Origin of the sequence: Pseudomonas sp. CAM1A, assembly GCF_047501685.1 — a bacterium.
Lineage (GTDB): Bacteria > Pseudomonadota > Gammaproteobacteria > Pseudomonadales > Pseudomonadaceae > Aquipseudomonas.
This window is the reverse complement of the sequence record NZ_JBFNXP010000003.1, coordinates 598,101-622,822: the sequence shown is the minus strand read 5'-3', so window position 1 is coordinate 622,822 and position 24,722 is coordinate 598,101. Positions and strand designations below refer to the sequence as shown.

The window sequence follows — 24,722 nt, the reverse complement described above, 5'->3', positions numbered from 1 at the left end:
ACCCATCCGGCCTGCGCCCACCGAAAAAAGCCTGTACCATTGACGGTTTCGAATTTTGCCACCAGACCACCCGCTGTAAGGCCCTGAATGTCTGATCTCTCCGCACACACCCCGATGATGCAGCAGTACTGGAAGCTGAAAAACCAGCACCCGGACCAGCTGATGTTCTACCGCATGGGCGACTTCTACGAGATCTTCTACGAAGATGCGAAGAAAGCCGCGAAACTGCTGGATATCACCCTGACCGCCCGCGGGCAGTCGGCGGGCCAGTCGATTCCCATGTGCGGGATTCCGTTCCACTCGCTCGAAGGCTACCTGGCCAAGCTGGTCAAGCTCGGCGAGTCGGTGGTGATCTGCGAGCAGATCGGCGACCCGGCCACCAGCAAGGGCCCGGTGGAGCGCCAGGTGGTGCGCATCATCACCCCAGGCACGATCAGCGACGAGGCGTTGCTCGACGAGCGCCGCGACAACCTGATTGCCGCCTTGCTCGGCGATGAGCGGCTGTTTGGCCTGGCGGTGCTGGACATCACCAGCGGCAATTTCACCGTGCAGGAGATCAAGGGCTGGGAGAACCTGCTGGCCGAGCTCGAGCGCATCAACCCAGTGGAGTTGCTGATCCCGGATGACTGGCCACAAGGCCTGCCGGCGGAGAAGCGCCGTGGCGCCCGACGCCGCGCCCCGTGGGACTTCGACCGTGATTCGGCACGCAAGAGCCTTTGCCAGCAGTTCGCCACCCAGGACCTCAAGGGCTTTGGCTGCGACAAGCTGACCCTGGCCATCGGCGCCGCCGGCTGCCTGCTGAGCTATGCCAAGGAAACCCAGCGCACCGCCCTGCCTCACCTGCGCAGCCTGCGCCACGAGCGCCTGGACGACACCGTCATCCTCGATGCCGCCAGCCGCCGCAACCTGGAGCTGGACATCAACCTGGCCGGTGGCCGCGACAACACCCTGCAATCGGTGATCGACCGCTGCCAGACCGCCATGGCCAGCCGTCTGCTGACCCGCTGGCTGAACCGCCCGCTGCGCGACCTGAAGGTGCTCAAGGCACGCCAGGACTCGATCCGCTGCCTGCTCGACGGCTACCGCTTCGAAAAGCTGCAGCCGCAGCTCAAGGAAATCGGCGACATCGAGCGGATCCTTGCGCGTATCGGCCTGCGCAACGCCCGCCCGCGTGACCTGGCGCGCCTGCGCGACGCCCTCGGCGCCTTGCCCGAGCTGCAGAACGCCATGGCCGAGCTGGAGGCGCCGCACCTGGCGCGCCTGGCCGCGATCACCGGTACCTACCCGGAGCTGGCCGGCCTGCTGGAGCGGGCGATCATCGACAACCCGCCGGCGGTGATCCGCGACGGTGGCGTGCTCAAGACCGGCTACGACAGCGAACTGGACGAACTGCTGTCGATCAGCGAGAACGCCGGCCAGTTCCTCATCGACCTGGAAGCCCGCGAGAAGGCCCGCACGGGCCTGGCCAACCTCAAGGTCGGCTACAACCGCGTGCATGGCTATTTCATCGAGCTGCCGACCAAGCAGGCCGAGCAGGCACCCGCCGACTATATCCGCCGGCAGACGCTCAAGGGCGCCGAACGTTTCATCACCCCCGAGCTGAAGACGTTCGAGGACAAGGCGCTGTCGGCCAAGAGCCGTGCCCTGGCCCGCGAGAAGATGCTCTACGATGCCTTGCTCGAAACCCTGATCGGGCACCTGGCGCCCCTGCAGGACAGCGCCGCGGCGCTGGCCGAGCTGGATGTGCTGAGCAACCTGGGCGAACGCGCCCTGAACCTGGACCTGAACTGCCCAAGCTTCGTCGACGAACCGTGCCTGCGCATCGAGCAGGGCCGCCACCCGGTGGTCGAGCAAGTGCTGACCACGCCGTTCGTGGCCAACGACCTGGGCCTGGACGACAGCACGCGCATGCTGATCATCACCGGCCCGAACATGGGCGGTAAGTCCACCTACATGCGCCAGACCGCGCTGATCGTGCTGCTGGCGCATATCGGCAGCTTCGTCCCGGCAGCCGCCTGCGAGCTGTCGCCGGTGGACCGTATCTTCACCCGTATCGGCTCCAGCGACGACCTGGCGGGCGGGCGCTCGACCTTCATGGTCGAGATGAGCGAAACCGCGAACATCCTGCACAACGCCACCGATCGCAGCCTGGTGCTGATGGACGAAGTCGGCCGCGGCACCAGCACCTTCGACGGCCTGTCGCTGGCCTGGGCCGCCGCCGAGCGCCTGGCCCAGTTGCGCGCCTACACATTGTTCGCCACCCACTACTTCGAACTGACTGTGCTGCCGGACAGCGAGCCGCTGGTGGCCAACGTGCACCTGAACGCCACCGAGCACAATGAACGCATTGTGTTCCTGCACCATGTGCTGCCGGGCCCCGCGAGCCAGAGCTACGGCCTGGCCGTGGCGCAACTGGCGGGCGTACCAGCGCCGGTGATCCAGCGTGCCCGCGAGCATCTGGGCCGGCTGGAGACCAGCAGCCTGCCCCATGAAGCGCCGCTTGCAACGCTGCGCGACAATACGCCTCACGTGCCGCACCAGAGCGATCTGTTCGCCAGCCTGCCACACCCGGCCATCGAGAAGCTGGGCAAGCTGGAGCTGGACGACATGACGCCGCGCCAAGCTATCGAAATGCTATATCAACTGAAAAACCTGTTATAACGGCCCACCGCGCAAGCTGGTAGAATCCGGCGCGGTTTGCGAGGGCTGCAGGTTATTAGCCTGGTCTGCAGCCAGCACCGTGAACCGCGCTGCCCTGGAAGGAAGGGCAAGCTGCCGTCGCCTGAGGAGAGAATTAGAAATGACCTTCGTCGTCACCGACAACTGCATCAAATGCAAGTACACCGACTGCGTGGAAGTCTGTCCGGTGGACTGCTTCTACGAAGGCCCGAACTTCCTGGTGATTCACCCGGACGAATGCATCGACTGTGCGCTGTGCGAGCCTGAGTGCCCGGCCCAGGCGATTTTCTCGGAAGACGAAGTGCCGTCCGGCATGGAGAACTTCATCGAGCTGAACGCCGAGCTGGCCGAGATCTGGCCGAACATCACCGAGAAGAAAGACGCCCTGGCGGACGCCGAAGAGTGGGATGGCAAGCCTGGCAAGATCGCCGATCTGGAGCGCTGACAGCGCCCAGGTACGAAAAAGGCCCGCGAGGGCCTTTTTTCATTTTCAGCGGGCAAAAAAAAGGGGCGGTTTGACCCGCCCACATTTTTTCCGTAGTCCCTGTATGTCCCAATCATCGTCCTGATGAATCGCGTCCCGCGATGTCCTTGGCCATCATCCTTGAGAGCCTGTGTCAGTCCGTAGACACAGTTCGAATACTAGCGATTCCCCGCCTTGGGACAAGCAGCGAATATCTCAGGATGATTCAGGCGCAACATCTTTTGATATGTATAAAAATTATATATTTCATGCATTTAGAAAAAGTATGCCACTGGAAACGACATTGATTTACTGATCCCTACAGCGATCACTTACATGATGAGTAAGCGAATGCTTACACGCGATACTACGAGGGTGGCGAAATAAACACTTTGCTGAGGGTGCCATGCACGCCTCCCGCCTCAATGTCGCCCTCGCCAACGGTCCAGCCCCAGCAGCACCAGCCCGATAGCCCAGAACCCGGCCAGCACCCCCACTGCATTCATCAGCACCTGCCCATAGCCAAGCCGCGCCACGTCGACGAACGGATAGGGATAGACGCCGATCTCATGCCCACGCAGCAGCACGAAGGCAAAATACAGCAGCGGATACAGCGCCCAGGCTGCCAGATGCCAGAGCCGCAGCCGCCCCTTGGGTACCTCGAACCACCAGTACAGGATGAACAGCAGCGGCATCACGTCGTGCAACAACTCGTCCGCCAGCCACTGCCAGCCCTGGGGTTGCCACAAGTGGCGCAGCAGCAGGCTGTAGGCCAGCGCCACCAGCACGATGCTGGCTGCTACGCACGAGCTGACCACCGGGGAAAGAAACCAGCGCCTGGCCGCCGAGTCGCGACCGAATGCGGCATGGCTGAGCACCGTGGCCACCAGGGTGTTGCTGAGCACGGTGAAATAGCAGAACAGGTTGACCAGCCCGCCGATCAGGCTGGCCTGTTCCTGCCAGCGCGCCAGCAGTACCAGGTATAGCTGGATCGCCAATCCCGCCCAGCCAACAACGGCCGCCAGGGCAAGCCAAGGCCGGCGCGGCATCAGCCTTTGCGCTGCAGCTTCACGTACAGCTGCTCGACCTTCTCCCGGGCCCAGGGGGTCTTGCGCAGGAAGGTCAGGCTCGACTTGATCGTCGGGTCGCTTTTGAAGCAGCGGATATCGATGCGTTCGGCCAGGCCCTGCCACTGATAGTGCGCTACCAGCTCGGTGAGGATCTGTTCGAGGGTCTTGCCGTGCAGCGCGTTATGGTTGGCCGTGCTCATGCAGTGCTCCAGGTTCGGGAAGGTGCGCACCTTACATGAGTGTAGGAGCGGATTCATCCGCGATGCGTTCGTCGACAAAACTGCGGCGTCCGGACAATCGAGCGCCGCCCACGCGGCGCATCGCGGATGAATCCGCTCCTACCTTCGTTGCAACGTGCCGAACCTGATGGGCCATGGTTGCCCGCCTCGATTCAGGGGCTCCCAAGCGGCACGACCGGCGTACTGGACAAAAACCACTGGCAAGCACGGGAAGCCTTGTGCTGAAATAGTGATGTTATATTGTAACAACACAAAGAATCTGCCAAGGAACGCCACATCGCCATGCGTCACATGCCGCTGCACCTCTCCCCCCTTGCCGTCGCGCTCTGGCTGGCCTCGACTTCCAGCCAGGCCGTGGAACTGCAACCCCAGGTGATCACCGCCAACCCGTTGGGCAACGCCCAGTTGGCCGCCCCCAGCACCGTCCTTGAAGGCGACAACCTGCTGCAGCAGCAACAGGGCAGCCTCGGCGAGACCCTCAACAAACAGCCTGGTGTCGCCTCCACCTGGTTCGGCCCCGGCGCCAGCCGCCCGGTGATCCGCGGCCTGGACGGCGACCGCATCCGCATCCTGCGCAACGGCGTCGGCGCCCTGGACGCCTCGTCGCTGTCCTACGACCACGCCGTGCCGCTGGACCCGGTGACCGTCGAGCGGGTCGAGATCGTCCGCGGCCCGGCCGCCCTGCTCTATGGCGGCAACGCCATCGGCGGGGTGGTCAACACCTTCGACAACCGCATCCCCGACGCGCCCATCGACGGTATCCATGGCGCCGGCGAGCTGCGCTACGGCGGCGCCGACACCACGCGCAGCAGTGCCGGCAAACTGGAGGCCGGCAACGGCGCCTTCGCCCTGCACCTGGATGCCAACAGCCGCCAGTTCAACGACCTGCGCATCCCCGGCTATGCCCGCAGCTCGAAGGTGCGCGACGCCGACGAGCCCGGCAGCAAGCACCGCCTGAAGAACAGCGACGGGCGCCAGGACGGCGGCGCGATCGGCGGTTCCTATCATTGGGATCACGGCTATACCGGCCTGTCCTACAGCCGCTATGACAGCAACTACGGCTCGGTAGCCGAGCCAGGCGTGCGCCTGGACATGCAGCAGGACCACTACGGCTTCGCCTCGGAGCTGCGCGATCTCGACGGACCGTTCAGCTCGGTGAAGGTCGACGCCGGCTACACCGACTACCAGCACCGTGAAATCGAAAGCGGTGAAGTGCACACCACCTTCAAGAACAAGGGCTACGAGGCACGCATCGAGGCCCGTCACCAGCCGCTGGGGCCGGTCGAGGGCGTGATCGGTGCACAGGTCAGCCGCAACGAGTTCTCCGCACTGGGCGAGGAAGCCTTTGTCCCGCACACCGATACCGACAGCCTGGCGCTGTTTCTGCTCGAGCAATGGCAGGCCACCGAGCGCCTGAACCTGAGCCTGGGCGCGCGCATGGAACACACCCGGGTCGATCCGGATGCCAAGGGCAACAAAACCTTTGCCGGCGCCGACAGCGCCAGCAGCTTCAATGCCTTCAGCCTGTCATCGGGTGCGGTGTACCAGCTCGACCCGATCTGGTCGCTGGCCGCCAACCTCGGCTACACCGAGCGTGCGCCTACCTTCTACGAGCTGTATGCCAACGGCGCCCACGTGGCCACCGGCGCTTACGAGATCGGTGACCCGAACCTGAACAAGGAAAAGGCCATCTCCGGCGACCTGGCCCTGCGCTTCGACAATGGCACCCACAAGGGCAGCGTCGGCGTGTTCTACAGCCATTTCCGCAACTATATCGGCCTGATTGGCACCGGCAACCTGCGTGAAGGCCATGATCACGACCATGGCGACGATCATGATCATGACCATGATCACGATCACGGTGATATCCCCGAGTATGCCTACCAGGGTGTGCGCGCACGCTTCTACGGTATCGAGGCCCAGGACCGCTGGAAGTTGCTGGAAAATCGTTACGGTAGCTTCGCCCTGGAACTGTCCGGCGACTACACCCGGGCCAAGAACCTCGACAGCGGCGAGCCGCTGCCGCGTATCGCACCGCTGCGCCTGAACAGCGGCCTGGTCTGGGAACTGGATCGTTGGCAGGCCCGGGTCGATGTGCAGCATGCCGCGTCGCAACGGCGCAAACCGGCCAACGAAACCAGCACCGACGGCTACACCACCCTTGGCGCAAGCGTGGGGTATCGCTTCGATATCGGCCAGAGTGAATGGCTGGCGTTCGTGCGCGGCGAGAACCTCACCGACCAGACCGTGCGCTATGCCAGCTCGATCCTGCGCGATATCGCGCCGGCGCCTGGGCGTAGTGTGCAGGTGGGGTTGCGTACCAGCTTCTGATTGCCGGGGGCGCTTTGCGCCCCTTTCGCCGGCTTTACCTGTAGGCGCCGGGTTACCGACGAATAGGCTGTGAAGCAGCCTCCCGCACCCTTACTGTTACCCCATCGGCAACAATCCCCTGCGACATTTTGTCTTTTTTTCTTACAACTTCCCCTATATCCTCCCCTCCGCAAGCTGAATCGCTTCATCGATCCTCAATCGCAGCCATTTCCCTTCGATGCTCCCAGGCCTCGTTGCGCTTGCCGTTTCTTCAACAATCAAAAGATAGCGCTATCTCATGTTCCAGCTGCCCACTACCCGCTACTCCGGCCTCGCCCTCGCCACCCTGCTCGGTGCCCTGTCCCCTACCACCAGTGCCAGCGAAATGTTCGCCAAGGACTCGAAGTGGATGCTTGGCGACTGGAGCGGTACCCGCAGTGAACTGCTGGAAAAGGGCTACGATTTCACCCTCGGCTACACCGGCGAGATGGGCAGCAACCTGCACGGTGGCTACAGCCATGACCGCGCGGCGCGCTACAGCGACCAGTTCACCTTCGGCGTGAACATGGACCTGCAGAAGATCCTCGGCTGGCGCGACACCGAGGTGCAGCTGACCGTCACCGAACGCCACGGCAACAACATCAGCAACGACCGCATCAACGACCCTCGCGTCGGCGGCTTCACCTCGGCCCAGGAAGTCTGGGGCCGCGGTGAAACCTGGCGGCTGACCCAGATGTGGATCAAGCAGAAGTACTTCGACGGCGCGCTGGACGTGAAATTCGGCCGCTTCGGCGAAGGCGAGGACTTCAACAGCTTCCCCTGCGACTTCCAGAACCTGGCCTTCTGCGGCTCGCAGGTGGGCAACTGGGTGGGCGGCATCTGGTACAACTGGCCCGTCAGCCAGTGGGCCCTGCGCGTGCGCTACAACCTGAATGACGAACTCTACGCCCAGGTCGGCGTGTTCGAGCAGAACCCCTCCAACCTCGAAAGCGGTAACGGCTTCAAGCTCAGCGGCAGCGGCACCCAAGGCGCGGTGATGCCGATCGAACTGGTCTGGAGCCCGCGGGTCAATGGCCTGAAAGGGGAATATCGCGCCGGCTACTACTACAGTAATGCCAAGGCTCAGGATGTACTCAAGGACAGCAACGGTACACCGGCTGCCATCAGCGGCGCCGCCTACCGCAGCAGCTCGAGCAAGCACGGCCTGTGGCTCGGCGCCCAGCAGCAGGTGACCGCCCTGGCCTCCGACCAGTCGCGTGGCCTGAGCCTGTTCGCCAACGCCACGATGCACGACAAGAAGACCAATGCCATCGACAACTATGTGCAGGCAGGTGTGGTTTACAAGGGGCCGTTCGATGCCCGCGCCAAGGACGACATCGGTTTCGCCCTGGCCCGCGTGCACGTCAACCCCGGCTACCGCAAGAACGCCCGCCTCAGCAACCAGGCCAACGGCCTGGACGACTACGACAACCCTGGCTTCCTGCCCGTGCAGGACACCGAGTACAGCGCCGAACTCTATTACGGCATCCACCTGGCCGACTGGCTCACCGTGCGCCCGAACCTGCAGTACATCCGTCATCCGGGCGGCGTGTCGCAGGTCGACGATGCGTTGATCGGCGGCCTGAAGATTCAGAGCAGTTTCTAACCCGACCCTTTCACACTACGGAGAACAGACGATGAGCACTGACGGTGCCAAGAATGGAACCCGCTGGCTACCGCGCCTGATGGGCGTGCTGTTGCTGCTGATGGGCCTGGCCCTGCTGGCCGGCGGCATCAAGCTGAGCCAGCTGGGCGGCTCGCTTTACTACCTGATTGCCGGTATCGGCTTCGCCCTGTCCGGCATCCTGCTGCTGGCCAAGCGGCGCATCGCCCTGGGCCTGTATGGCCTGGTACTGCTGGGCAGCACCGCGTGGGCGCTGCTCGAAGTGGGCCTGGACTGGTGGCAGCTGGTGCCGCGCCTGGCCATCTGGTTCGCCATCGGCGTGGTCCTGCTGCTGCCGTGGGCGCGCCGCCCGCTGGTCGGCCCTGCATCGAAGGTCAACACCGCCCTGCTCAGCGTCGCCGTGGTCGCCTCCGGCGCCACCGCCTTGGCCAGCCAGTTCACTCACCCGGGCGAAATCCGTGGCGAGTTCACCCGCGACAACAGCGAGATGGGCAGCGCCGCCCCGGCCATGCCCGACGGTGAATGGCAGGCTTACGGCCGCACCGAGCACGGCGACCGCTACTCGCCGCTGCGCCAGATCACCCCGCAGAACGCCTACCGCCTGGAAGAGGCCTGGCGCATCCGCACCGGCGACCTGCCGAGCGAGAACGACCCAGTGGAGCTGACCAACCAGAACACCCCGCTGAAGGTCAACGGCATGCTCTATGCCTGCACCGCCCACAGCCGCCTGCTGGCGCTGGACCCGGACACCGGCGCCGAGATCTGGCGCTACGACCCACAGGTCAAGAGCCCCACCGGCACCTTCAAGGGTTTCGCCCACATGACTTGCCGCGGCGTCTCGTACTATGACGAGAACAGCTACGTCAGCCGCGATGGCAGCCCCGCGCCGAAGATCACCGACGCAGGCCAGGCTGTGGCCCAAGCCTGCCCGCGCCGCCTCTACCTGCCTACTGCCGACGCCCGCCTGATCGCCATCAACGCCGACACCGGCAAGGTCTGCGAAGGTTTCGCCAACCAGGGCGTGATCGACCTGACCCGTGGCATCGGCCCGTTCACTGCCGGTGGCTACTACTCCACCTCGCCGGCCGCGATCACCCGCAGCCTGGTGATCATCGGCGGCCACGTCACCGACAACGAGTCGACCAACGAGCCATCCGGCGTGATCCGCGCCTACGACGTGCACGACGGCCACCTGGTGTGGAACTGGGACAGCAACAACCCCGACGACACCAAGCCCCTGGCCGACGGCAAGTTCTACAGCCGCAACTCGGCCAACATGTGGTCGATCGCCAGCGTCGACGAAGACCTCGGCATGATCTACCTGCCGCTGGGCAACCAGACCCCTGACCAGTGGGGCGCCGACCGCACCCCGGGCGCCGAGAAGTACAGCGCCGGCATCGTCGCCCTGGACCTGACCACCGGCAAGGCGCGCTGGAACTACCAGTTCACCCACCACGACCTGTGGGACATGGACGTCGGCAGCCAGCCCACCCTGGTGCACCTGAAGACCGACGACGGCGTCAAGCCGGCGGTCATCGTGCCGACCAAGCAAGGCAGCCTGTACGTGCTCGACCGTCGCGACGGTACGCCGATCGTGCCGATCCGCGAGATCCCGGTACCCCAAGGCGCGGTCAAGGGCGACCACACCGCACCGACCCAGGCCCGTTCCGACCTCAACCTGCTCGGCCCTGACCTGACCGAACAGGCCATGTGGGGCGCCACGCCGTTCGACCAGATGCTCTGCCGCATCCAGTTCCGCAGCCTGCGCTACGAAGGCCAGTACACCCCGCCGTCCGAGCAGGGCAGCCTGGTCTACCCTGGCAACGTCGGCGTGTTCAACTGGGGCAGCGTCTCGGTCGACCCGGTGCGCCAGATCCTCTTCACCTCGCCGAACTACATGGCGTTCGTGTCGAAGATGGTCCCACGTGAGCAGGTCGCTGAAGGCAGCAAGCGCGAGAGCGAGACCAGCGGCGTTCAGCCGAACACCGGTGCGCCGTACGCCGTGACCATGCACCCGTTCATGTCGCCGCTGGGCATTCCGTGCCAAGCGCCGGCCTGGGGCTACGTGGCGGCCATCGACCTGTTCACCAACAAAGTGGTGTGGAAGCACAAGAACGGCACCACCCGTGACAGCACCCCGGTGCCGATCGGCATGCCGGTGGGCGTGCCAAGCATGGGTGGCTCGTTCGTCACCGCCGGCGGCGTCGGCTTCCTCAGCGGCACTCTGGACCAGTACCTGCGCGCCTACGACGTGAAGAACGGCCAGGAGTTGTGGAAAGCCCGCCTGCCGGCCGGCGGCCAGGCCACGCCGATGAGCTACACCGGCAAGGATGGCAAGCAGTACGTGCTGGTGACCGCGGGCGGCCATGGCTCGCTGGGCACGAAAATGGGCGACTACATCATCGCTTACAAATTGGCTGAGTAAGCGTCACGCCTGTCGCAGGGCCGGCCCGCTCCCACTCAGGGAGCGGGCTTGCCCCGCTATTGTTTCCCCCCGCAGTTCTCCCCCCTTCGTCTACCATTGAAACCTGCCAACCACCGCCCCATCTAAGCACCATAGCCATTCACGCAGGTGCCCCATGAGCGACCAGCAGGATTTCCCGGAACATCCCGACGAACACAGCGAAGTCGAACATCTCGATCCACAGGCCGCCCCCGGTCACCATCTCGCCCTGCCCGGCCAGCAGTTGCCGGACAAGGTCTACGTGATCCCGATCCACAACCGCCCGTTCTTCCCCGCGCAAGTGCTGCCGGTGATCGTCAACGAAGAACCCTGGGCCGAAACCCTCGACCTGGTCGCCAAGACCCCGCACCACTCCCTGGCGCTGTTCTTCATGGACACCCCGCCGGAAGACCACCGCCATTTCGACACCAAGGCCCTGCCCGAATACGGCACCCTGGTGAAGGTGCACCACGCCAGCCGCGAAGGCGGCAAGCTGCAGTTCGTCGCCCAGGGCCTGACCCGCGTGCGCATCCGCACCTGGCTCAAGCACCACCGCCCGCCCTACCTGGTGGAGGTCGACTACCCGCGCCAGCCGGCGGAGCCCACCGACGAGGTGAAGGCCTACGGCATGGCCCTGATCAACGCGATCAAGGAGCTGCTGCCGCTCAACCCGCTGTACAGCGAAGAGCTGAAGAACTACCTCAACCGTTTCAGCCCAAACGATCCGTCACCACTGACCGACTTCGCCGCTGCCCTCACCTCAGCCACCGGCAACCAGCTGCAGGAAGTGCTCGACTGCGTGCCCATGCTCAAGCGCATGGAAAAGGTCCTGCCGATGCTGCGCAAGGAGGTCGAGGTCGCCCGCCTGCAGAACGAGATCTCCGCCGAGGTGAACCGCCAGATCGGCGAGCACCAGCGCGAATTCTTCCTCAAGGAACAGCTCAAGGTCATCCAGCAGGAGCTGGGCCTGACCAAGGACGACCGCAGTGCCGACGTGGAGCAGTTCCAGCAGCGCCTGGCGGGCAAGACCCTGCCCGAACAGGCGAAAAAACGCATCGACGAAGAAATGGGCAAGCTGGCGATCCTCGAGACCGGCTCGCCGGAGTATGCCGTCACCCGCAACTACCTGGAGTGGGCCACCGCCCTGCCCTGGGGTGTGTACGGCAAGGACAAGCTCGACCTCAAGCACGCGCGCAAGGTACTCGACCGCCACCACGCCGGGCTCGACGACATTAAGGAACGCATCCTCGAGTTCCTTGCCGTCGGCGCCTGGAAAGGCGAGATCAGCGGTTCCATCGTGCTGCTGGTGGGCCCGCCCGGGGTGGGCAAGACCAGCATCGGCAAGTCGATCGCCGAATCCCTGGGCCGGCCGTTCTACCGCTTCAGTGTCGGCGGCATGCGTGACGAGGCCGAGATCAAGGGCCACCGCCGCACCTACATCGGCGCCCAGCCGGGCAAGCTGGTGCAGGCGCTGAAGGAGGTCGAGGTGATGAACCCGGTGATCATGCTCGACGAGATCGACAAGATGGGCCAGAGCTACCAGGGCGACCCCGCCTCGGCGCTGCTGGAAACCCTCGACCCGGAACAGAACGTCGACTTCCTCGACCACTACCTGGACCTGCGCCTGGACTTGTCCAAGGTGCTGTTCGTCTGCACCGCCAACACCCTGGACTCGATCCCCGGCCCGTTGCTCGACCGCATGGAAGTGATCCGCCTGTCCGGCTATATCACCGAAGAAAAGCTGGCCATCGCCAAGCGCCACCTGTGGCCCAAGCAGCTGGACAAGGCCGGCGTTGCCAAGACCAGCCTGAGCATCAACGACGCCGCGCTGCGTGCGGTGATCGAGGGCTATGCCCGCGAAGCCGGTGTGCGTCAGCTGGAGAAACAGCTGGGCAAGTTGGTGCGCAAGTCGGTGGTCAAACTGCTGGAAGATCCGGACGCCAAGCTCAAGATCGCCGCCAAGGACCTCGAGGCTGCCCTCGGCATGCCGGTGTTCCGCAGCGAGCAGGTGCTGGCCGGCAAGGGCGTGATCACGGGCCTGGCCTGGACCAGCATGGGCGGCGCCACCCTGCCGATCGAGGCCACGCATATCCACAGCCTCAACCGCGGCCTCAAGCTCACCGGGCAACTGGGTGACGTGATGAAGGAATCGGCAGAGATCGCCTACAGCTACATCAGCTCGAACCTCAAGCAGTTCGGTGGCACGCCCGGCTACTTCAACGAGGCGTTCATCCACCTGCACGTACCCGAGGGCGCCACGCCCAAGGACGGCCCCAGCGCCGGGGTGACCATGGCCAGTGCATTGCTGTCGCTGGCCCGCGACCAGGCGCCGAAGAAAGGCGTGGCCATGACCGGCGAGCTGACCCTGACCGGCCAGGTGCTGCCGATCGGCGGGGTGCGCGAGAAAGTGATCGCGGCGCGGCGGCAGAAAATCTTCGAGTTGATCCTGCCCGAGGCCAACCGTGGCGATTTCGCCGAGTTGCCCGACTACCTCAAGGAAGGGCTGACCGTGCACTTCGCCAAGCGCTTTGCCGATGTGGCTAAAGTGTTGTTCTGATTGACCCCAATCGCGGGGCAAGCCCGCTCCCACGTTCTGAGCTGTCCTAAAGGGTTGGATGGGTGTCCAACCTCCAGGGGCAGTCCATTCGGTGTGGGAGCGGGCTTGCCCCGCGATGAGGCCGGCACAAGCGGCACAACTTCGGTTATCCTCAGGCCATTCCAGCCTCCGGAGCCAATATGAGCCTCCCTCGTCTGCTCGTTCCCCTGGGCCTCGCCCTGCTCACCGCCTGCGCCCAGCACCCGCAACGCACCGTCGAACTGGACGGCGAGAGCGAGTGCCCCAAGCGTCTGGTCGTCGGCCAGAGCATGACCCTCACCCTGCCCAGCAACCCCACCACCGGCTACCGCTGGCTGGTGCAGAACCCGGCTTCGGAGATCCTGCGCAGCCTTGGCCCCGAGGTCTACAGCTCTCCGGAGCAAGCCGGCATCGTCGGCAGCGGCGGCCTGTCCAGCTGGCGCTTCCAGGCCAAGGCCGCCGGTGAGGGCCACCTGATCCTGGTCTACCAGCAGCCCTGGGCCCCGGAAGTACGTCCGGTACAGACCTTCGATTGCGCCATTCGGGTCAACTGAGCGAACGGCGCCGGTCAGCCAGTCATGCAAGCTTGCCGTGGTTTGGCTAGAATGCCGCCCCTGTAGATTGCCAGCCGCCTGGACCCACCGTGAGCAAACAACCCGACCGCCTATTCGCCCAACCCCTGGAGCAGGTGCCCGACTTCGTCTTCAACGAAGACGTGGTGCAGGTGTTCCCGGACATGATCAAGCGCTCGGTGCCCGGTTACCCGACCATCGTCGAGAACCTCGGCGTGCTGGCCGCGCGCTTCGCCCAGCCGAACTCCGCGCTGTATGACCTCGGCGCCTCGCTGGGCGCGGTGACCCAAGCCCTGCGCCGCCATGTGCGCACGGACGGCTGCCGGGTGATCGCGGTGGACAACTCCGCGGCCATGGTCGAGCGCTGCCGCCAGTACCTCACCGCCCAGGACTCGATGTTCCAGGAGTTGCTGCCGGTGCAGGTGCTGGAGGCCGACATTCTCGCCCTGCCCTTCGAGCCGGCTTCGGTGGTGGCGATGAACTTCACCCTGCAGTTCGTCGCTCCCGAGCAGCGCCTGGACCTGCTTGCCCGCATCCGCCAGGCACTTTTGCCGGGCGGCGCGTTGATTCTCTCGGAGAAACTGCGCTTCACCGACGCCCAGGAGCAGGACCTGCTCAACGAACTGCACCTGGACTTCAAGCGTGCCAATGGCTACAGCGAACTGGAAATCGCCCAGAAGCGCAGCGCCATCGAGAACGTGATGAAACCCGACACCCTGGAAACCCATGAAGCGCGCCTGCGCGCCGCCGGCTTCTCCAAGGTCGTGCCCTGGTTCCAATGCCTCAACTTCGCCTCGCTGATAGCCCTGCCATGATTGATCTGTCTCCCCTCGTCCGCCGCCTGGCGGGCACGCCCCTTGCCAGCTGGTCCCAAGGCCTGCAGGCGCAACTCGAGAGCAAGCTGGAAAAAGGCCATGGCGACCTCGATCGCTGGCGCGGCGCCCTCGACGCACTGCCGCAGCTGACCCCGAGCGAAATCGACCTGGTCGACGGCCTGCGCCTGGACTGCGCCTGCGACGCCACCACCCGGGCGCAAATGCGCCAGGCGCTGATGGGCCTGTCGCCCTGGCGCAAGGGCCCGTTCGACCTGTTCGGCGTGCATGTGGATACCGAATGGCGCTCGGACTGGAAATGGTCGCGGGTCGGCCCGCACCTGGACCTCAAGGGCAAGCGTGTGCTCGACGTGGGTTGCGGTAACGGCTATTACCAGTGGCGCATGCTCGGCGCCGGCGCCGACATGGTCATCGGCGTCGACCCCAACTGGTTGTTCTTCTGCCAGTTCCAGGCCGTTCAGCAGTACCTGCCGGATTTACCGGCGTGGCACCTGCCGTTCGCCCTCGAAGAGCTGCCGGCCAACCTCGAAGGTTTCGACACCGTATTCTCCATGGGCGTGTTCTACCACCGCCGCTCGCCCATCGAGCATTTGCTGGCGCTGAAGGACTGCCTGGTCAAGGGTGGCGAGCTGGTGCTGGAAACCCTGGTGATCGAGGGCGACGAGAACCAGGTGCTGGTGCCCGAGGACCGCTACGCGCAGATGCGCAACGTCTGGTTCCTGCCGTCGGTGCCGGCCCTGGAGCGCTGGCTGCGCCGCGCCGGTTTCAGCGATGTGCGCTGTGTCGATGTCAGCGTCACCAGCGTCGAGGAACAACGCAGCACCGAGTGGATGCGCTACCAGTCACTGGGCGACTTCCTCGACCCGAACGACCACGGCAAGACCATCGAAGGCCTGCCGGCGCCACGCCGCGCCACATTGCTGGCGCGCAAGTAAAAAAAGGCGCCCGTTTGGGCGCCCAGGCTCACCTGCGCCGAGGAGCTGTGACGACGCAGGTGTGTGGAGCTCAATCCTTGGCCAGCTCGCGGGCCTTCTCTTCGGCCTTGCGCTCACGCTCGACCACGGCCTGCTGCTTGTCGCCATGCAGACGCGCCTGGTCCTCGCGGAAGGCTTGCCAGAACTGCTTCGAACGCTCCGCGCCACCTTCGGCGAAAGCGCTGGTGCTGCCCATGGCGAGGATCGCCAGCAGCAGGTATTTGGTCAGGTTCATCGTGCTTGCCTCGTGATAACCGTTTCGACAGGGCCATCATCGCAAGCGGCAGCTAACGCCAAGGTGAGGCGAACATTACAGTCCTGAAATCCCCGCAGAACCGCGTGGGAGCGGGCTTGCCCCGCGATTGCGACAAGCCTGTCGTCCATATGACCCACAGATTACAAATCAGCAATCCTTCTCTTATCGCCATTCGCATCCAGTAACATCCTCACCGCTTGACCCTGATGTCACTACAGGGTCGAGAATCGCCCCCTTTCCACACAGAGCCCGACCATGCGCCTACTGATCATCGAGGACGAACCCCGTACCGCTGACTACCTGCAGCAAGGCCTGCGCGAGAACGGCTATGTGGTCGACTGCGCCTACACCGGCACCGACGGCCTGCACCTGGCCCGCCAGCAGCCCTACGACCTGGTGATCCTCGACGTCAACCTTCCCGGGCTCGATGGTTGGGGCGTGCTGCAGCGCCTGCGCGCCGAATCGTCCACGCGGATCATGATGCTCACCGCCCACGGCCGTCTCGCCGATCGGGTCAAGGGGCTGGACCTGGGCGCCGACGACTACCTGCTCAAACCGTTCGAATTCCCCGAGCTGCTGGCGCGAATCCGCAGCCTGCTCCGGCGCAACGACCAGCGCCTGCAGCCAAGCACATTGAAGGTCGCCGACCTCGAGCTCGACCCCGGCCGCCACCGCGCCTGGCGCGATGGCCAGCGCATCGACCTGACCGCCAAGGAGTTCGCCCTGCTGCACCTGTTGATGCGCCAGAGCGGCGAGGTGCTGTCACGCACGCAGATCATCTCGCTGGTGTGGGACATGAACTTCGATTGCGACACCAACGTGGTGGAGGTGTCGATCCGCCGCCTGCGGGCGAAGATCGACGACCCCTTCGACGACAAGCTGATCCACACCCTGCGCGGCGTCGGCTACGTGCTCGAGGCGCGGACGTGAAGCGCCCCAGCCTGTCGTTGCGCCTGGGCCTGGGCGTCACCCTGCTGGGCGCGGCGCTGGTGCTGCTGCTGGCGTGCCTGGCGGTATTTGCCCTCGACCATGAACTGGACAGCCGGGCGCGCAAGGACCTGGCGCGCAAGATGCAGCAGGTCGAGCACAACCTGCGGGTGGACCTGCGCAGCGACGACCTCAGCGCCCGCGCCCACCCCCTGCTCGACCTGGTCATGGGCCATGACAACCTCAGCCTCAGCGTGCTGGCCGTCAATGGCCGCCATCCGGCGCTGCTCAGCCTTGGCCCGGCCATGCAGTCCCAGCACTTGCTGAACCTGGAAGCGGACGACCGGCTGACCTTCCATGCCTGGCGCGACGACGGCGATAATCAGATACTCACCGCCAGCCGCTTGATGCGCCTGCGCGACGACACCCCGGTCAAGGTGCTGATGTCGCTCAACCGCAGCGACGACAACAGCCTGCTGCAAGCCTATCTGCACTCGACGCTACTGGCCCTGCCTTTGCTGCTGGTGCTGATCGGCATCGCCGCCTGGAAGCTGGTGCAGCGCGGCCTGCGCCCGCTGCGGCATTTCCGCAGGATCGCCGGGCAGGTCTCGACCCAGGACCTGGAACATCGCCTGCCGGACGAGGGCCTGCCCGCCGAACTGGCAGACCTGGCCCGTGCCATCAACGTCATGCTCGACCGACTCGACCAGGGCGTGCGCCAACTGTCGCAGTTCTCCGACGACCTGGCCCACGAACTGCGCACACCCATCGGCAACCTGATGGGCAAGGCCCAGGTGACCCTGGCCCGCGAGCGTGACGGCGACAAGTACCGCGAAGCCCTCGAAGACAGCGTCGAGGAGCTGACCCGCCTCAACCGCATCATCAACGACATGCTGTTCCTGGCCCAGGTCAGCCAGCCACAGACCCAGGTGGCACTGGCGCCAGTGACGCTGGCGGACGAAGTGGCCCGGGTGAGCGAGCTGTTTGCCTTCAGCGCCGAGCTCAAGGGCATTTCCTTGCACCTGCAGGGTTGGGGAACGGCGCTGGCAGACAAACTGATGTTCCAGCGCGCACTGTCCAATCTGCTGAGTAATGCAATCCGCCATGGTCCGCAGGGCAAGCCGGTGGCCGTGGGTATCGAGCGGCTGGGCGACGAGATTGCCGTGTGGGTGCAGAACCAGGGCACAGGGATAGAGGAAACGCACCTGCCGCACCTGTTCGAACGCTTCTACCGGGCAGGCGCCGGGCGCTCACGGCTGGAGGGCGGAACCGGGCTGGGGTTGGCAATCGTCAAGTCAATCATGCAATTGCATGGTGGGCGGGTCGAGGTGAGGAGCAGCCCTTTGGGTCCTACCAGCTTCACTCTGGTGTTTCGAGCGGAGTAAGTGGTTGATGCCAACGGCCTCATCGCCGGCAAGCCGGCTCCCACACTGATCGCACTGGCCTTGAGTGCTACGCAGTACCTGTGGGAGCCGGCTTGCCGGCGATGAGGCCGGTGCAGGCGGTCAGAGAATCAGCGCGAAGCGGCGATTATCAGCGCCTTCATCTCCGCCACCGCGGCCTTGAAGCCGACGAACAACGCATGGGCCACCAGCGCATGGCCGATGTTCAGCTCGTTGATGCCCTTGATCGCGGCCACGGCCTCGACGTTGTGGTAATGCAGGCCATGACCGGCATTGACGATCAGGCCCTGGCCAACACCAAACGCCACGCCATCGACGATGCGCTTGAGCTCCTCGGCGACCTCGGTCGGCGTCTCGGCATCGGCGTAACGGCCGGTGTGCAGCTCGATAGCCGGCGCGCCGACACGGCGCGAGGCCTCGATCTGCCGCTCATCGGCATCGATGAACAGCGACACCTCAGCGCCGGTGCGCGACAGACGCTCGACCGCCGCCTTGATCCGCGCTTCCTGACCGGCCACATCGAGGCCGCCTTCGGTGGTCAGTTCCTGGCGGGTTTCCGGCACCAGGCAGATATGCGCCGGGCGGATCTTCTCGGCGAACATCATCATCTCTTCGGTGACGCCCATCTCGAAGTTCATGCGGGTCTGCAGCACGTCCTTGAGCAGCAGCACGTCGCGCTCCTGGATGTGCCGGCGGTCTTCGCGCAGGTGCACGGTGATGCCGTCGGCACCCGCTTCCTCGGCGTCCAGGGCGGCCTTGACCGGGTCCGGATAGCGGGTGCCCCGGGCCTGGCGCAGGGTCGCCACGTGGTCGATATTGACACCGAGAAGCATGCGGTTGCTGTGAGTCACGAAGGGGCACTCCTGAAAGTTGAGGGCCACAGCATACGTCGTGCTCAGCGCTTGCGAAACAGTTCCCGGCTGACCAATGGCTTGGGCCCCAGGTGAACCGCCAGTGCCTGGCGCATCAGGCGCTTGGCGGCGAGCAAGGCGCCGGGCGCCTCCCAGTCGGCCTGGGCCAGGGCCAGCAGCTCGCTGCCCTTGAACAACCCGGGCTGGAACAGCTCGACCCGCTCCAGGCCCGCGTCCACTTGTAGGCGATAAAGGCCTTCGGCGACCACAGGGCTGTCGTTGACGTCATGGTCCAGGGTGAAGGCATAACCCAGCTCATCCAGCAGGCGCCATTCGAAGGAGCGCAACAATGGCTCCAGCGCACGCCCGGCGGCCAGGGCTTGCAAGGTCAGGGTGTAGTGCTCGAATAGCGCCGGGTGCGGCGCCTCGGCGGGCAGCAGGCGCATTAGCAGCTCATTGAGGTACAACCCGCTGAACAGCGCGTCGCCGTGCAACCAGGCGGCAATGCCGACGGCATCCAGGCGGCCGACGTTCTTCAACTCGCCGCGCCCGCGCAGCTCCACCTCCAGCGGCACGAACGGCCGCACCAGGCTGCCGCCCTTGCCCCGCGCCCGGCGCAGCACCGCTCGCACCCGCCCCTGGGGGGTGAGGAAGTCCACCAGTGCGCTGGTTTCCTTGTAGGCGCGGCTATGCAGCACGTAGGCGGGTTGGGGGGTGGGTTGGTCCATTCGGATCTCTCGATACCAGAAATGCCTGTGGGAGCGGGCTTGCCCCGCGATCGCCATCGCGGGGCAAGCCCGCTCCCACAGGAGCAAAAGCAGGGTTTGAGGCTTACAGGTCGCCGTAGCCCAGCGAACGCAGGGCGCGCTCGTCGTCGGACCAGCCGCCTTTGACCTTGACCCACAGGTTGAGCATGACCTTGGAGTCGAACAGCACTTCCATGTCCTTGCGCGCCTCGGAGCCGATGCGCTTGATGCGCTCACCCTTGTCGCCAATGATGATCTTCTTCTGGCCGTCGCGTTCAACCAGGATCAGCGCATGGATGTGCAGCACATGACCCTGTTGCTTGAACTCCTCGATCTCCACGGTGATCTGGTACGGCAGCTCCGCACCGAGCTGACGCATGATCTTCTCGCGCACCAGCTCGGCGGCCAGGAAGCGGCTGCTACGGTCGGTGATCTGGTCTTCCGGGAAGAAGTGATCGTTCTCGGGCAGGTGCTTGGCGATCTGTGCTTCCAGCGCTTCAAGGTTGTGCCCCTGCTGCGCGGAAATCGGCATCACTTCGGCGTTCGGCAGCTGCTCTTGCAGCCACTGCAGGTGCGGGATCAGCTCGGCCTTCTCTTCCATGCGGTCGGTTTTGTTGACCGCGATGATCAGCGGGCCGGTCACGTACTGCACGCGCTCCAGCACCAACTGGTCTTCGTCGGTCCACTTGGTGCGGTCGACCACGAAGATCACCACGTCGACGTCCTTCAGGGCCGCCGAGGCGTTGCGGTTCATGTAGCGGTTCAGCGCCTTGTCGTTGGCCTTGTGCATGCCGGGGGTGTCGACGTAGATCGCCTGCACGTCACCCTCGGTCTTGATGCCGAGCATGTTGTGGCGGGTGGTCTGCGGCTTGCGCGAGGTGATCGCCAGCTTCTGGCCGAGGATGTGGTTGAGCAGCGTGGACTTGCCCACGTTGGGGCGACCGACGATGGCCACATAGCCGCAGCGGGTCGAAGTATTCTCAGTCATTGCCATTCTCCACGCCCAGGGCGATCAATGCGGCGGCGGCGGCGACCTGCTCGGCGATACGCCGGCTCACGCCCTGGCCGCGGCTTTTCTTGTTCAGCAGGACCACTTCGCATTCGACGAAGAAGGTCCGGCAGTGCGGTTCGCCCTGGATATCCACCACTTCGTAACGTGGCAACTCGCAGGCACGCGACTGCAGGAACTCCTGCAGGCGCGTCTTGGGGTCCTTGTTGGTGTCGACCAGGGTCAGGCCATCGAACTCGTCGGTCAGCCAGGCGAGGATCCGCTCGCGTGCGGTCTGCATGTCGGCGTCCTGGTAGATCGCACCGATCAGGGCCTCGAGGGCGTCAGCAAGAATCGACTCGCGACGGAAACCACCGCTCTTCAGCTCGCCCGAGCCCAGGCGCAGGTATTCGCCCAGGTCGAAGCCGCGGGCCAGCCGCGCCAGGGTCTCGCCCTTGACCAGGCGTGCGCGCAGGCGCGACAACTGGCCTTCACGCGCCTGCGGGAAACGCTCGAACAGCGCCTCGCCGACCACGAAGTTGAGGATGGCATCGCCAAGGAACTCCAGGCGCTCGTTATTGCGCCCGGCGTAACTGCGATGGGTCAGGGCCAGCAGCATCTGGTCCTGGTTCTTGAAGGTGTAGCCGAGCTTGCGCTCCAGGCGTGCAAGGGAACCACTCATGGGGCCACCCCGGCAATGTTCAACGCGTTGTTCAAATCAACATCCTGAAAGACGGTTTGACTGTGGTCAGACGCCGGCAACGGCGAAAGCCTCGTTCCCTGAGAACACAGCCTATGTCAGAAATGCAATCGGCGCCGTCCGTGGACAGCGCCGTCGTTACTCAATGGATCAGCCCGACCCGCGACAGGTTCGGGAAGTGGCTGAGTTTCGGCTCTGGCCAGCTCATCCAGACCGCGAAGGCCTTGCCGACGATGTTCCGATCCGGAACCATGCCGTGCAGTTCCTTGGGAATGTTCGGATCATCCCAGAAACGGCTGTCGTTGGAGTTGTCGCGGTTGTCACCCATCATGAAGTAGTGACCGGCCGGCACGGTCCATTGCTGGTCCGGCGGCATGCGATAGCGGGTCATTTCCTTGCGGATCAGGTGCTCGGCTTCACCGAGCTTCTCCTTGTACAGCTCGGCGCTGCCCAGGGTGCCCGGCTCGCTGCCGACCAGCTGCTCGGCAATCGCCTGGCCATTGACGAACAGGCGCTTGTCGGCGGTGTAGCGGATCACGTCGCCCGGCAGGCCAACCACACGCTTGATGTAGTTGACGTTGGGGTCGCTCGGGTAGCGGAACACCATCACATCCCCGCGCTGCGGATCACCCACCTCGATGACCTTCTTGTCGAGCACCGGCAGGCGAATGCCGTAGGAGAACTTGTTCACCAGGATGAAGTCGCCCACTTCCAGCGTCGGCTTCATCGACCCCGACGGGATCTGGAACGGCTCGACCAGGAACGAGCGCAGCACCAGCACGATGAACAGCACCGGGAAGAACGACTTGCCGTACTCAACCAGCAACGGCTCCTTGTTCAGGCGTTCGACCACGGCCATTTCGGGCTGGCTGACGCTGCCCTGATAGTTGGCGATCGCCGCTCGCCGGCGCGGGGCCAGGAACAGCAGGTCGATCAGACCCAACAGACCGCAGACGGCAACGGCGATGACGAGCAACAGCGGGAAATTTAGCGACATAGGACCTAGCTATCCAACCTGAGCACAGCGAGGAAGGCTTCCTGTGGAATCTCCACGTTACCCACCTGCTTCATGCGTTTCTTACCGGCCTTCTGCTTCTCCAGCAGCTTCTTCTTACGGCTGACGTCGCCACCGTAGCACTTGGCCAGTACGTTCTTTCTGAGCGCCTTGACGGTTGTCCGCGCGATGATCTGGCCGCCGATAGCTGCCTGGATCGCCACGTCGAACATCTGCCGAGGGATCAGTTCCTTCATCTTTTCGGTCAACGCACGGCCTTTGTAGGCGGCGTTGTCGCGGTGCACGATCAGGGCCAGGGCATCGACCTTGTCGCCGTTGATCAGCACGTCCAGCTTGACCAGGTTGGCCGACTGGTAGCGGTCGAAATGGTAGTCCAGCGACGCGTAGCCGCGGCTGGTGGACTTGAGCCGGTCGAAGAAGTCCAGGACCACTTCGTTCATCGGCATGTCGTAGCGCACCTGCACCTGGCTGCCGAGGAACTGCATGTCGCGCTGCACGCCACGCTTCTCGATGCACAGGGTGATGACGTTGCCCAGGTGCTCCTGCGGCACCAGGATGGTCGCGGTGACGATCGGCTCGCGGAAGTCGGTGACGGACGAGACGTCCGGCAGCTTCGATGGGTTGTCGACGACGATGGTCTCGCCGGTCTTGAGCTCGAGCTCGTAGATCACGCTTGGCGCGGTGGTGATCAGGTCCAGGTCGTATTCGCGCTCCAGGCGCTCCTGGATGATCTCCATGTGCAGCATGCCGAGGAAGCCGCAACGGAAGCCGAAGCCCAGGGCGTCGGAGCTTTCCGGCATGTATTGCAGCGACGAGTCGTTGAGCGTGAGCTTCTGCAGGGCGTCGCGGAAGTCCTCGAAATCGTCGGAGCTGACCGGGAACAAGCCTGCGTAAACCTGTGGCTGGATCTTCTTGAAGCCCGCCAGCATTTCGACTTCCGGGGTGCTGGACAGGGTCAGGGTGTCACCGACCGGCGCGCCGTGAATGTCCTTGATGCTGGCGATGATGAAGCCCACTTCACCGGCTTTCAGGTCAGCGGTCTGGGTGTGTTTCGGGGTGAACACACCGACGCTGTCGACCAGGTGCACCTTGCCGGTGGACTTGACCAGGATCTTGTCGCCCTTCTTGACCCGGCCCTGGCGCACACGCACCAGCGAGACCACGCCCAGGTAGTTGTCGAACCAGGAGTCGATGATCAGCGCCTGCAGCGGGGCGTCGATCTCGCCGGTCGGCGCGGGGATGGTGTGCACCAGGCGCTCGAGCACCTCGTCGACGCCCATGCCGCTCTTGGCACTGCAAGCCACGGCGTCGGTGGCGTCGATGCCGATGATCTTCTCGATCTCGTCCTTGACGCGGTCCGGGTCAGCCTGGGGCAGGTCCATCTTGTTCAGCACGGGCATGACTTCCAGGCCCTGCTCGATGGCGGTGTAGCAGTTGGCCACCGACTGCGCCTCGACGCCCTGGCCGGCATCGACCACCAGCAGCGCGCCCTCGCATGCCGCCAGCGAGCGCGAGACTTCATAGGTGAAGTCGACGTGGCCGGGGGTGTCGATGAAGTTCAGCTGGTAGGTTTTGCCATCCTGCGCCTTGTAGTGCAGCGTGACGCTGTGGGCCTTGATGGTGATACCGCGTTCGCGCTCAAGGTCCATGGAATCGAGGACCTGGGCTTCCATTTCGCGCGCCGACAGGCCACCGCACATCTGGATGAAACGGTCGGCCAGCGTCGACTTGCCATGGTCGATGTGGGCGATGATGGAGAAATTGCGGATATGACTCAAATCACTCACGGGTCAACACTCGAAAAGGCTGCGAGCCGGACGCCCGCCGAAAAATAGCCGGGAATTGTACCTCAAGCCGGAGGGATATGGGAGAACCCTTGTCACCTGCCTATCGGTTAGCGTGGGAGCGGGCTTGCCCCGCGATGGCGTCCGATCAGATGAAATTGCTTCCTGATCTGACAATATCGCGGGGCAAGCCCGCTCCCACGCAGGACCTTTACTCCTGCTTGCTCACGA

At 64.5% G+C, this 24,722-nt stretch carries 20 protein-coding genes; 11 read left to right on the top strand and 9 right to left on the bottom strand.

The features are described 5' to 3' along the window. Positions 1 to 87 precede the first annotated feature (87 nt). Together mutS and fdxA are read left to right on the top strand one after the other, a co-directional pair. Positions 88 to 2,661 carry a DNA mismatch repair protein MutS gene (mutS, locus tag ABZO33_RS11255; RefSeq protein WP_414536084.1) on the top strand — a complete coding sequence of 858 codons (2,574 nt, stop codon included), beginning with the start codon at positions 88 to 90 and terminating at the stop codon, positions 2,659 to 2,661. Positions 2,662 to 2,800: 139 nt separating this feature from the next. Then, entirely contained in the window at positions 2,801 to 3,124 is a 324-nt protein-coding gene (fdxA, locus tag ABZO33_RS11250; protein WP_023629582.1) for a ferredoxin FdxA, read from the top strand. 440 nt (positions 3,125 to 3,564) lie between these two features. On the opposite strand, the gene ABZO33_RS11245 is transcribed toward fdxA, so the two are convergent. After that, complete coding sequence (locus ABZO33_RS11245) at positions 3,565 to 4,191, bottom strand: Pr6Pr family membrane protein (RefSeq protein WP_414536083.1); 627 nt, start codon at positions 4,189 to 4,191, stop codon at positions 3,565 to 3,567. Beyond that, entirely contained in the window at positions 4,191 to 4,412 is a 222-nt protein-coding gene (locus ABZO33_RS11240) for a VF530 family DNA-binding protein (RefSeq protein WP_046856826.1), read from the bottom strand. The genes ABZO33_RS11245 and ABZO33_RS11240 overlap by 1 nt, the downstream gene beginning before the upstream one ends. 321 nt (positions 4,413 to 4,733) lie before the next feature. Between ABZO33_RS11240 and ABZO33_RS11235 the strand changes: the two genes are divergently transcribed. The 7 genes from ABZO33_RS11235 to cmoB all read left to right on the top strand — a co-directional run bounded on the left by ABZO33_RS11235 (position 4,734) and on the right by cmoB (position 15,782). Beyond that, positions 4,734 to 6,782: a TonB-dependent receptor gene (locus ABZO33_RS11235; protein ID WP_414536082.1), complete on the top strand. Its 2,049-nt coding sequence runs from the start codon at positions 4,734 to 4,736 to the stop codon at positions 6,780 to 6,782. Positions 6,783 to 7,059: 277 nt separating this feature from the next. Further along, a complete protein-coding gene (locus ABZO33_RS11230) occupies positions 7,060 to 8,406 on the top strand; it encodes a carbohydrate porin (protein ID WP_414536081.1) in 1,347 nt (448 codons plus the stop codon). 31 nt (positions 8,407 to 8,437) lie between these two features. After that, on the top strand, positions 8,438 to 10,849 hold the full coding sequence (locus ABZO33_RS11225; protein WP_414536080.1) for a glucose/quinate/shikimate family membrane-bound PQQ-dependent dehydrogenase: 2,412 nt from the start codon (positions 8,438 to 8,440) through the stop codon (positions 10,847 to 10,849). Between the two features lie 154 nt (positions 10,850 to 11,003). Further along, complete coding sequence (gene lon / locus ABZO33_RS11220) at positions 11,004 to 13,424, top strand: endopeptidase La (RefSeq protein WP_414536079.1); 2,421 nt, start codon at positions 11,004 to 11,006, stop codon at positions 13,422 to 13,424. Positions 13,425 to 13,603: 179 nt separating this feature from the next. Then, the gene (locus ABZO33_RS11215) at positions 13,604 to 13,996 is read left to right on the top strand and encodes a protease inhibitor I42 family protein (protein ID WP_414536078.1); all 393 of its coding nucleotides are present in this window, start codon (positions 13,604 to 13,606) and stop codon (positions 13,994 to 13,996) included. Positions 13,997 to 14,085: 89 nt separating this feature from the next. Further along, complete coding sequence (gene cmoA, locus ABZO33_RS11210; protein WP_414536077.1) at positions 14,086 to 14,829, top strand: carboxy-S-adenosyl-L-methionine synthase CmoA; 744 nt, start codon at positions 14,086 to 14,088, stop codon at positions 14,827 to 14,829. Then, positions 14,826 to 15,782 carry a tRNA 5-methoxyuridine(34)/uridine 5-oxyacetic acid(34) synthase CmoB gene (gene cmoB, locus ABZO33_RS11205; RefSeq protein WP_414536076.1) on the top strand — a complete coding sequence of 319 codons (957 nt, stop codon included), beginning with the start codon at positions 14,826 to 14,828 and terminating at the stop codon, positions 15,780 to 15,782. The genes cmoA and cmoB overlap by 4 nt, the downstream gene beginning before the upstream one ends. Before the next feature lie 70 nt (positions 15,783 to 15,852). Here cmoB and ABZO33_RS11200 read toward each other — a convergent pair whose 3' ends face one another. Beyond that, a complete protein-coding gene (locus tag ABZO33_RS11200) occupies positions 15,853 to 16,056 on the bottom strand; it encodes a hypothetical protein (RefSeq protein ID WP_414536075.1) in 204 nt (67 codons plus the stop codon). 276 nt (positions 16,057 to 16,332) lie between these two features. Between ABZO33_RS11200 and ABZO33_RS11195 the strand changes: the two genes are divergently transcribed. After that, on the top strand, positions 16,333 to 17,007 hold the full coding sequence (locus tag ABZO33_RS11195; RefSeq protein ID WP_414536074.1) for a heavy metal response regulator transcription factor: 675 nt from the start codon (positions 16,333 to 16,335) through the stop codon (positions 17,005 to 17,007). Continuing rightward, positions 17,004 to 18,389, top strand: coding sequence for a heavy metal sensor histidine kinase (locus ABZO33_RS11190; protein ID WP_414536073.1), 1,386 nt, complete (start codon positions 17,004 to 17,006; stop codon positions 18,387 to 18,389). The genes ABZO33_RS11195 and ABZO33_RS11190 overlap by 4 nt, the downstream gene beginning before the upstream one ends. A 128-nt stretch (positions 18,390 to 18,517) precedes the next feature. On the opposite strand, the gene pdxJ is transcribed toward ABZO33_RS11190, so the two are convergent. The 6 genes from pdxJ to lepA form a co-directional block, all read right to left on the bottom strand. Beyond that, positions 18,518 to 19,240, bottom strand: coding sequence for a pyridoxine 5'-phosphate synthase (gene pdxJ / locus ABZO33_RS11185; protein WP_414536342.1), 723 nt, complete (start codon positions 19,238 to 19,240; stop codon positions 18,518 to 18,520). A 62-nt stretch (positions 19,241 to 19,302) separates the two neighbouring features. Next, entirely contained in the window at positions 19,303 to 19,986 is a 684-nt protein-coding gene (gene recO / locus ABZO33_RS11180; protein WP_414536072.1) for a DNA repair protein RecO, read from the bottom strand. Positions 19,987 to 20,089: 103 nt separating this feature from the next. Further along, positions 20,090 to 20,992 carry a GTPase Era gene (gene era, locus ABZO33_RS11175; protein ID WP_031315023.1) on the bottom strand — a complete coding sequence of 301 codons (903 nt, stop codon included), beginning with the start codon at positions 20,990 to 20,992 and terminating at the stop codon, positions 20,090 to 20,092. Continuing rightward, the gene (gene rnc / locus ABZO33_RS11170; protein WP_023630413.1) at positions 20,985 to 21,674 is read right to left on the bottom strand and encodes a ribonuclease III; all 690 of its coding nucleotides are present in this window, start codon (positions 21,672 to 21,674) and stop codon (positions 20,985 to 20,987) included. The genes era and rnc overlap by 8 nt, the downstream gene beginning before the upstream one ends. 160 nt (positions 21,675 to 21,834) lie before the next feature. Continuing rightward, positions 21,835 to 22,689 carry a signal peptidase I gene (gene lepB / locus ABZO33_RS11165; protein ID WP_414536071.1) on the bottom strand — a complete coding sequence of 285 codons (855 nt, stop codon included), beginning with the start codon at positions 22,687 to 22,689 and terminating at the stop codon, positions 21,835 to 21,837. Positions 22,690 to 22,694: 5 nt separating this feature from the next. Further along, positions 22,695 to 24,494, bottom strand: coding sequence for a translation elongation factor 4 (gene lepA, locus ABZO33_RS11160; protein WP_038705563.1), 1,800 nt, complete (start codon positions 24,492 to 24,494; stop codon positions 22,695 to 22,697). Positions 24,495 to 24,722: the final 228 nt, after the last annotated feature.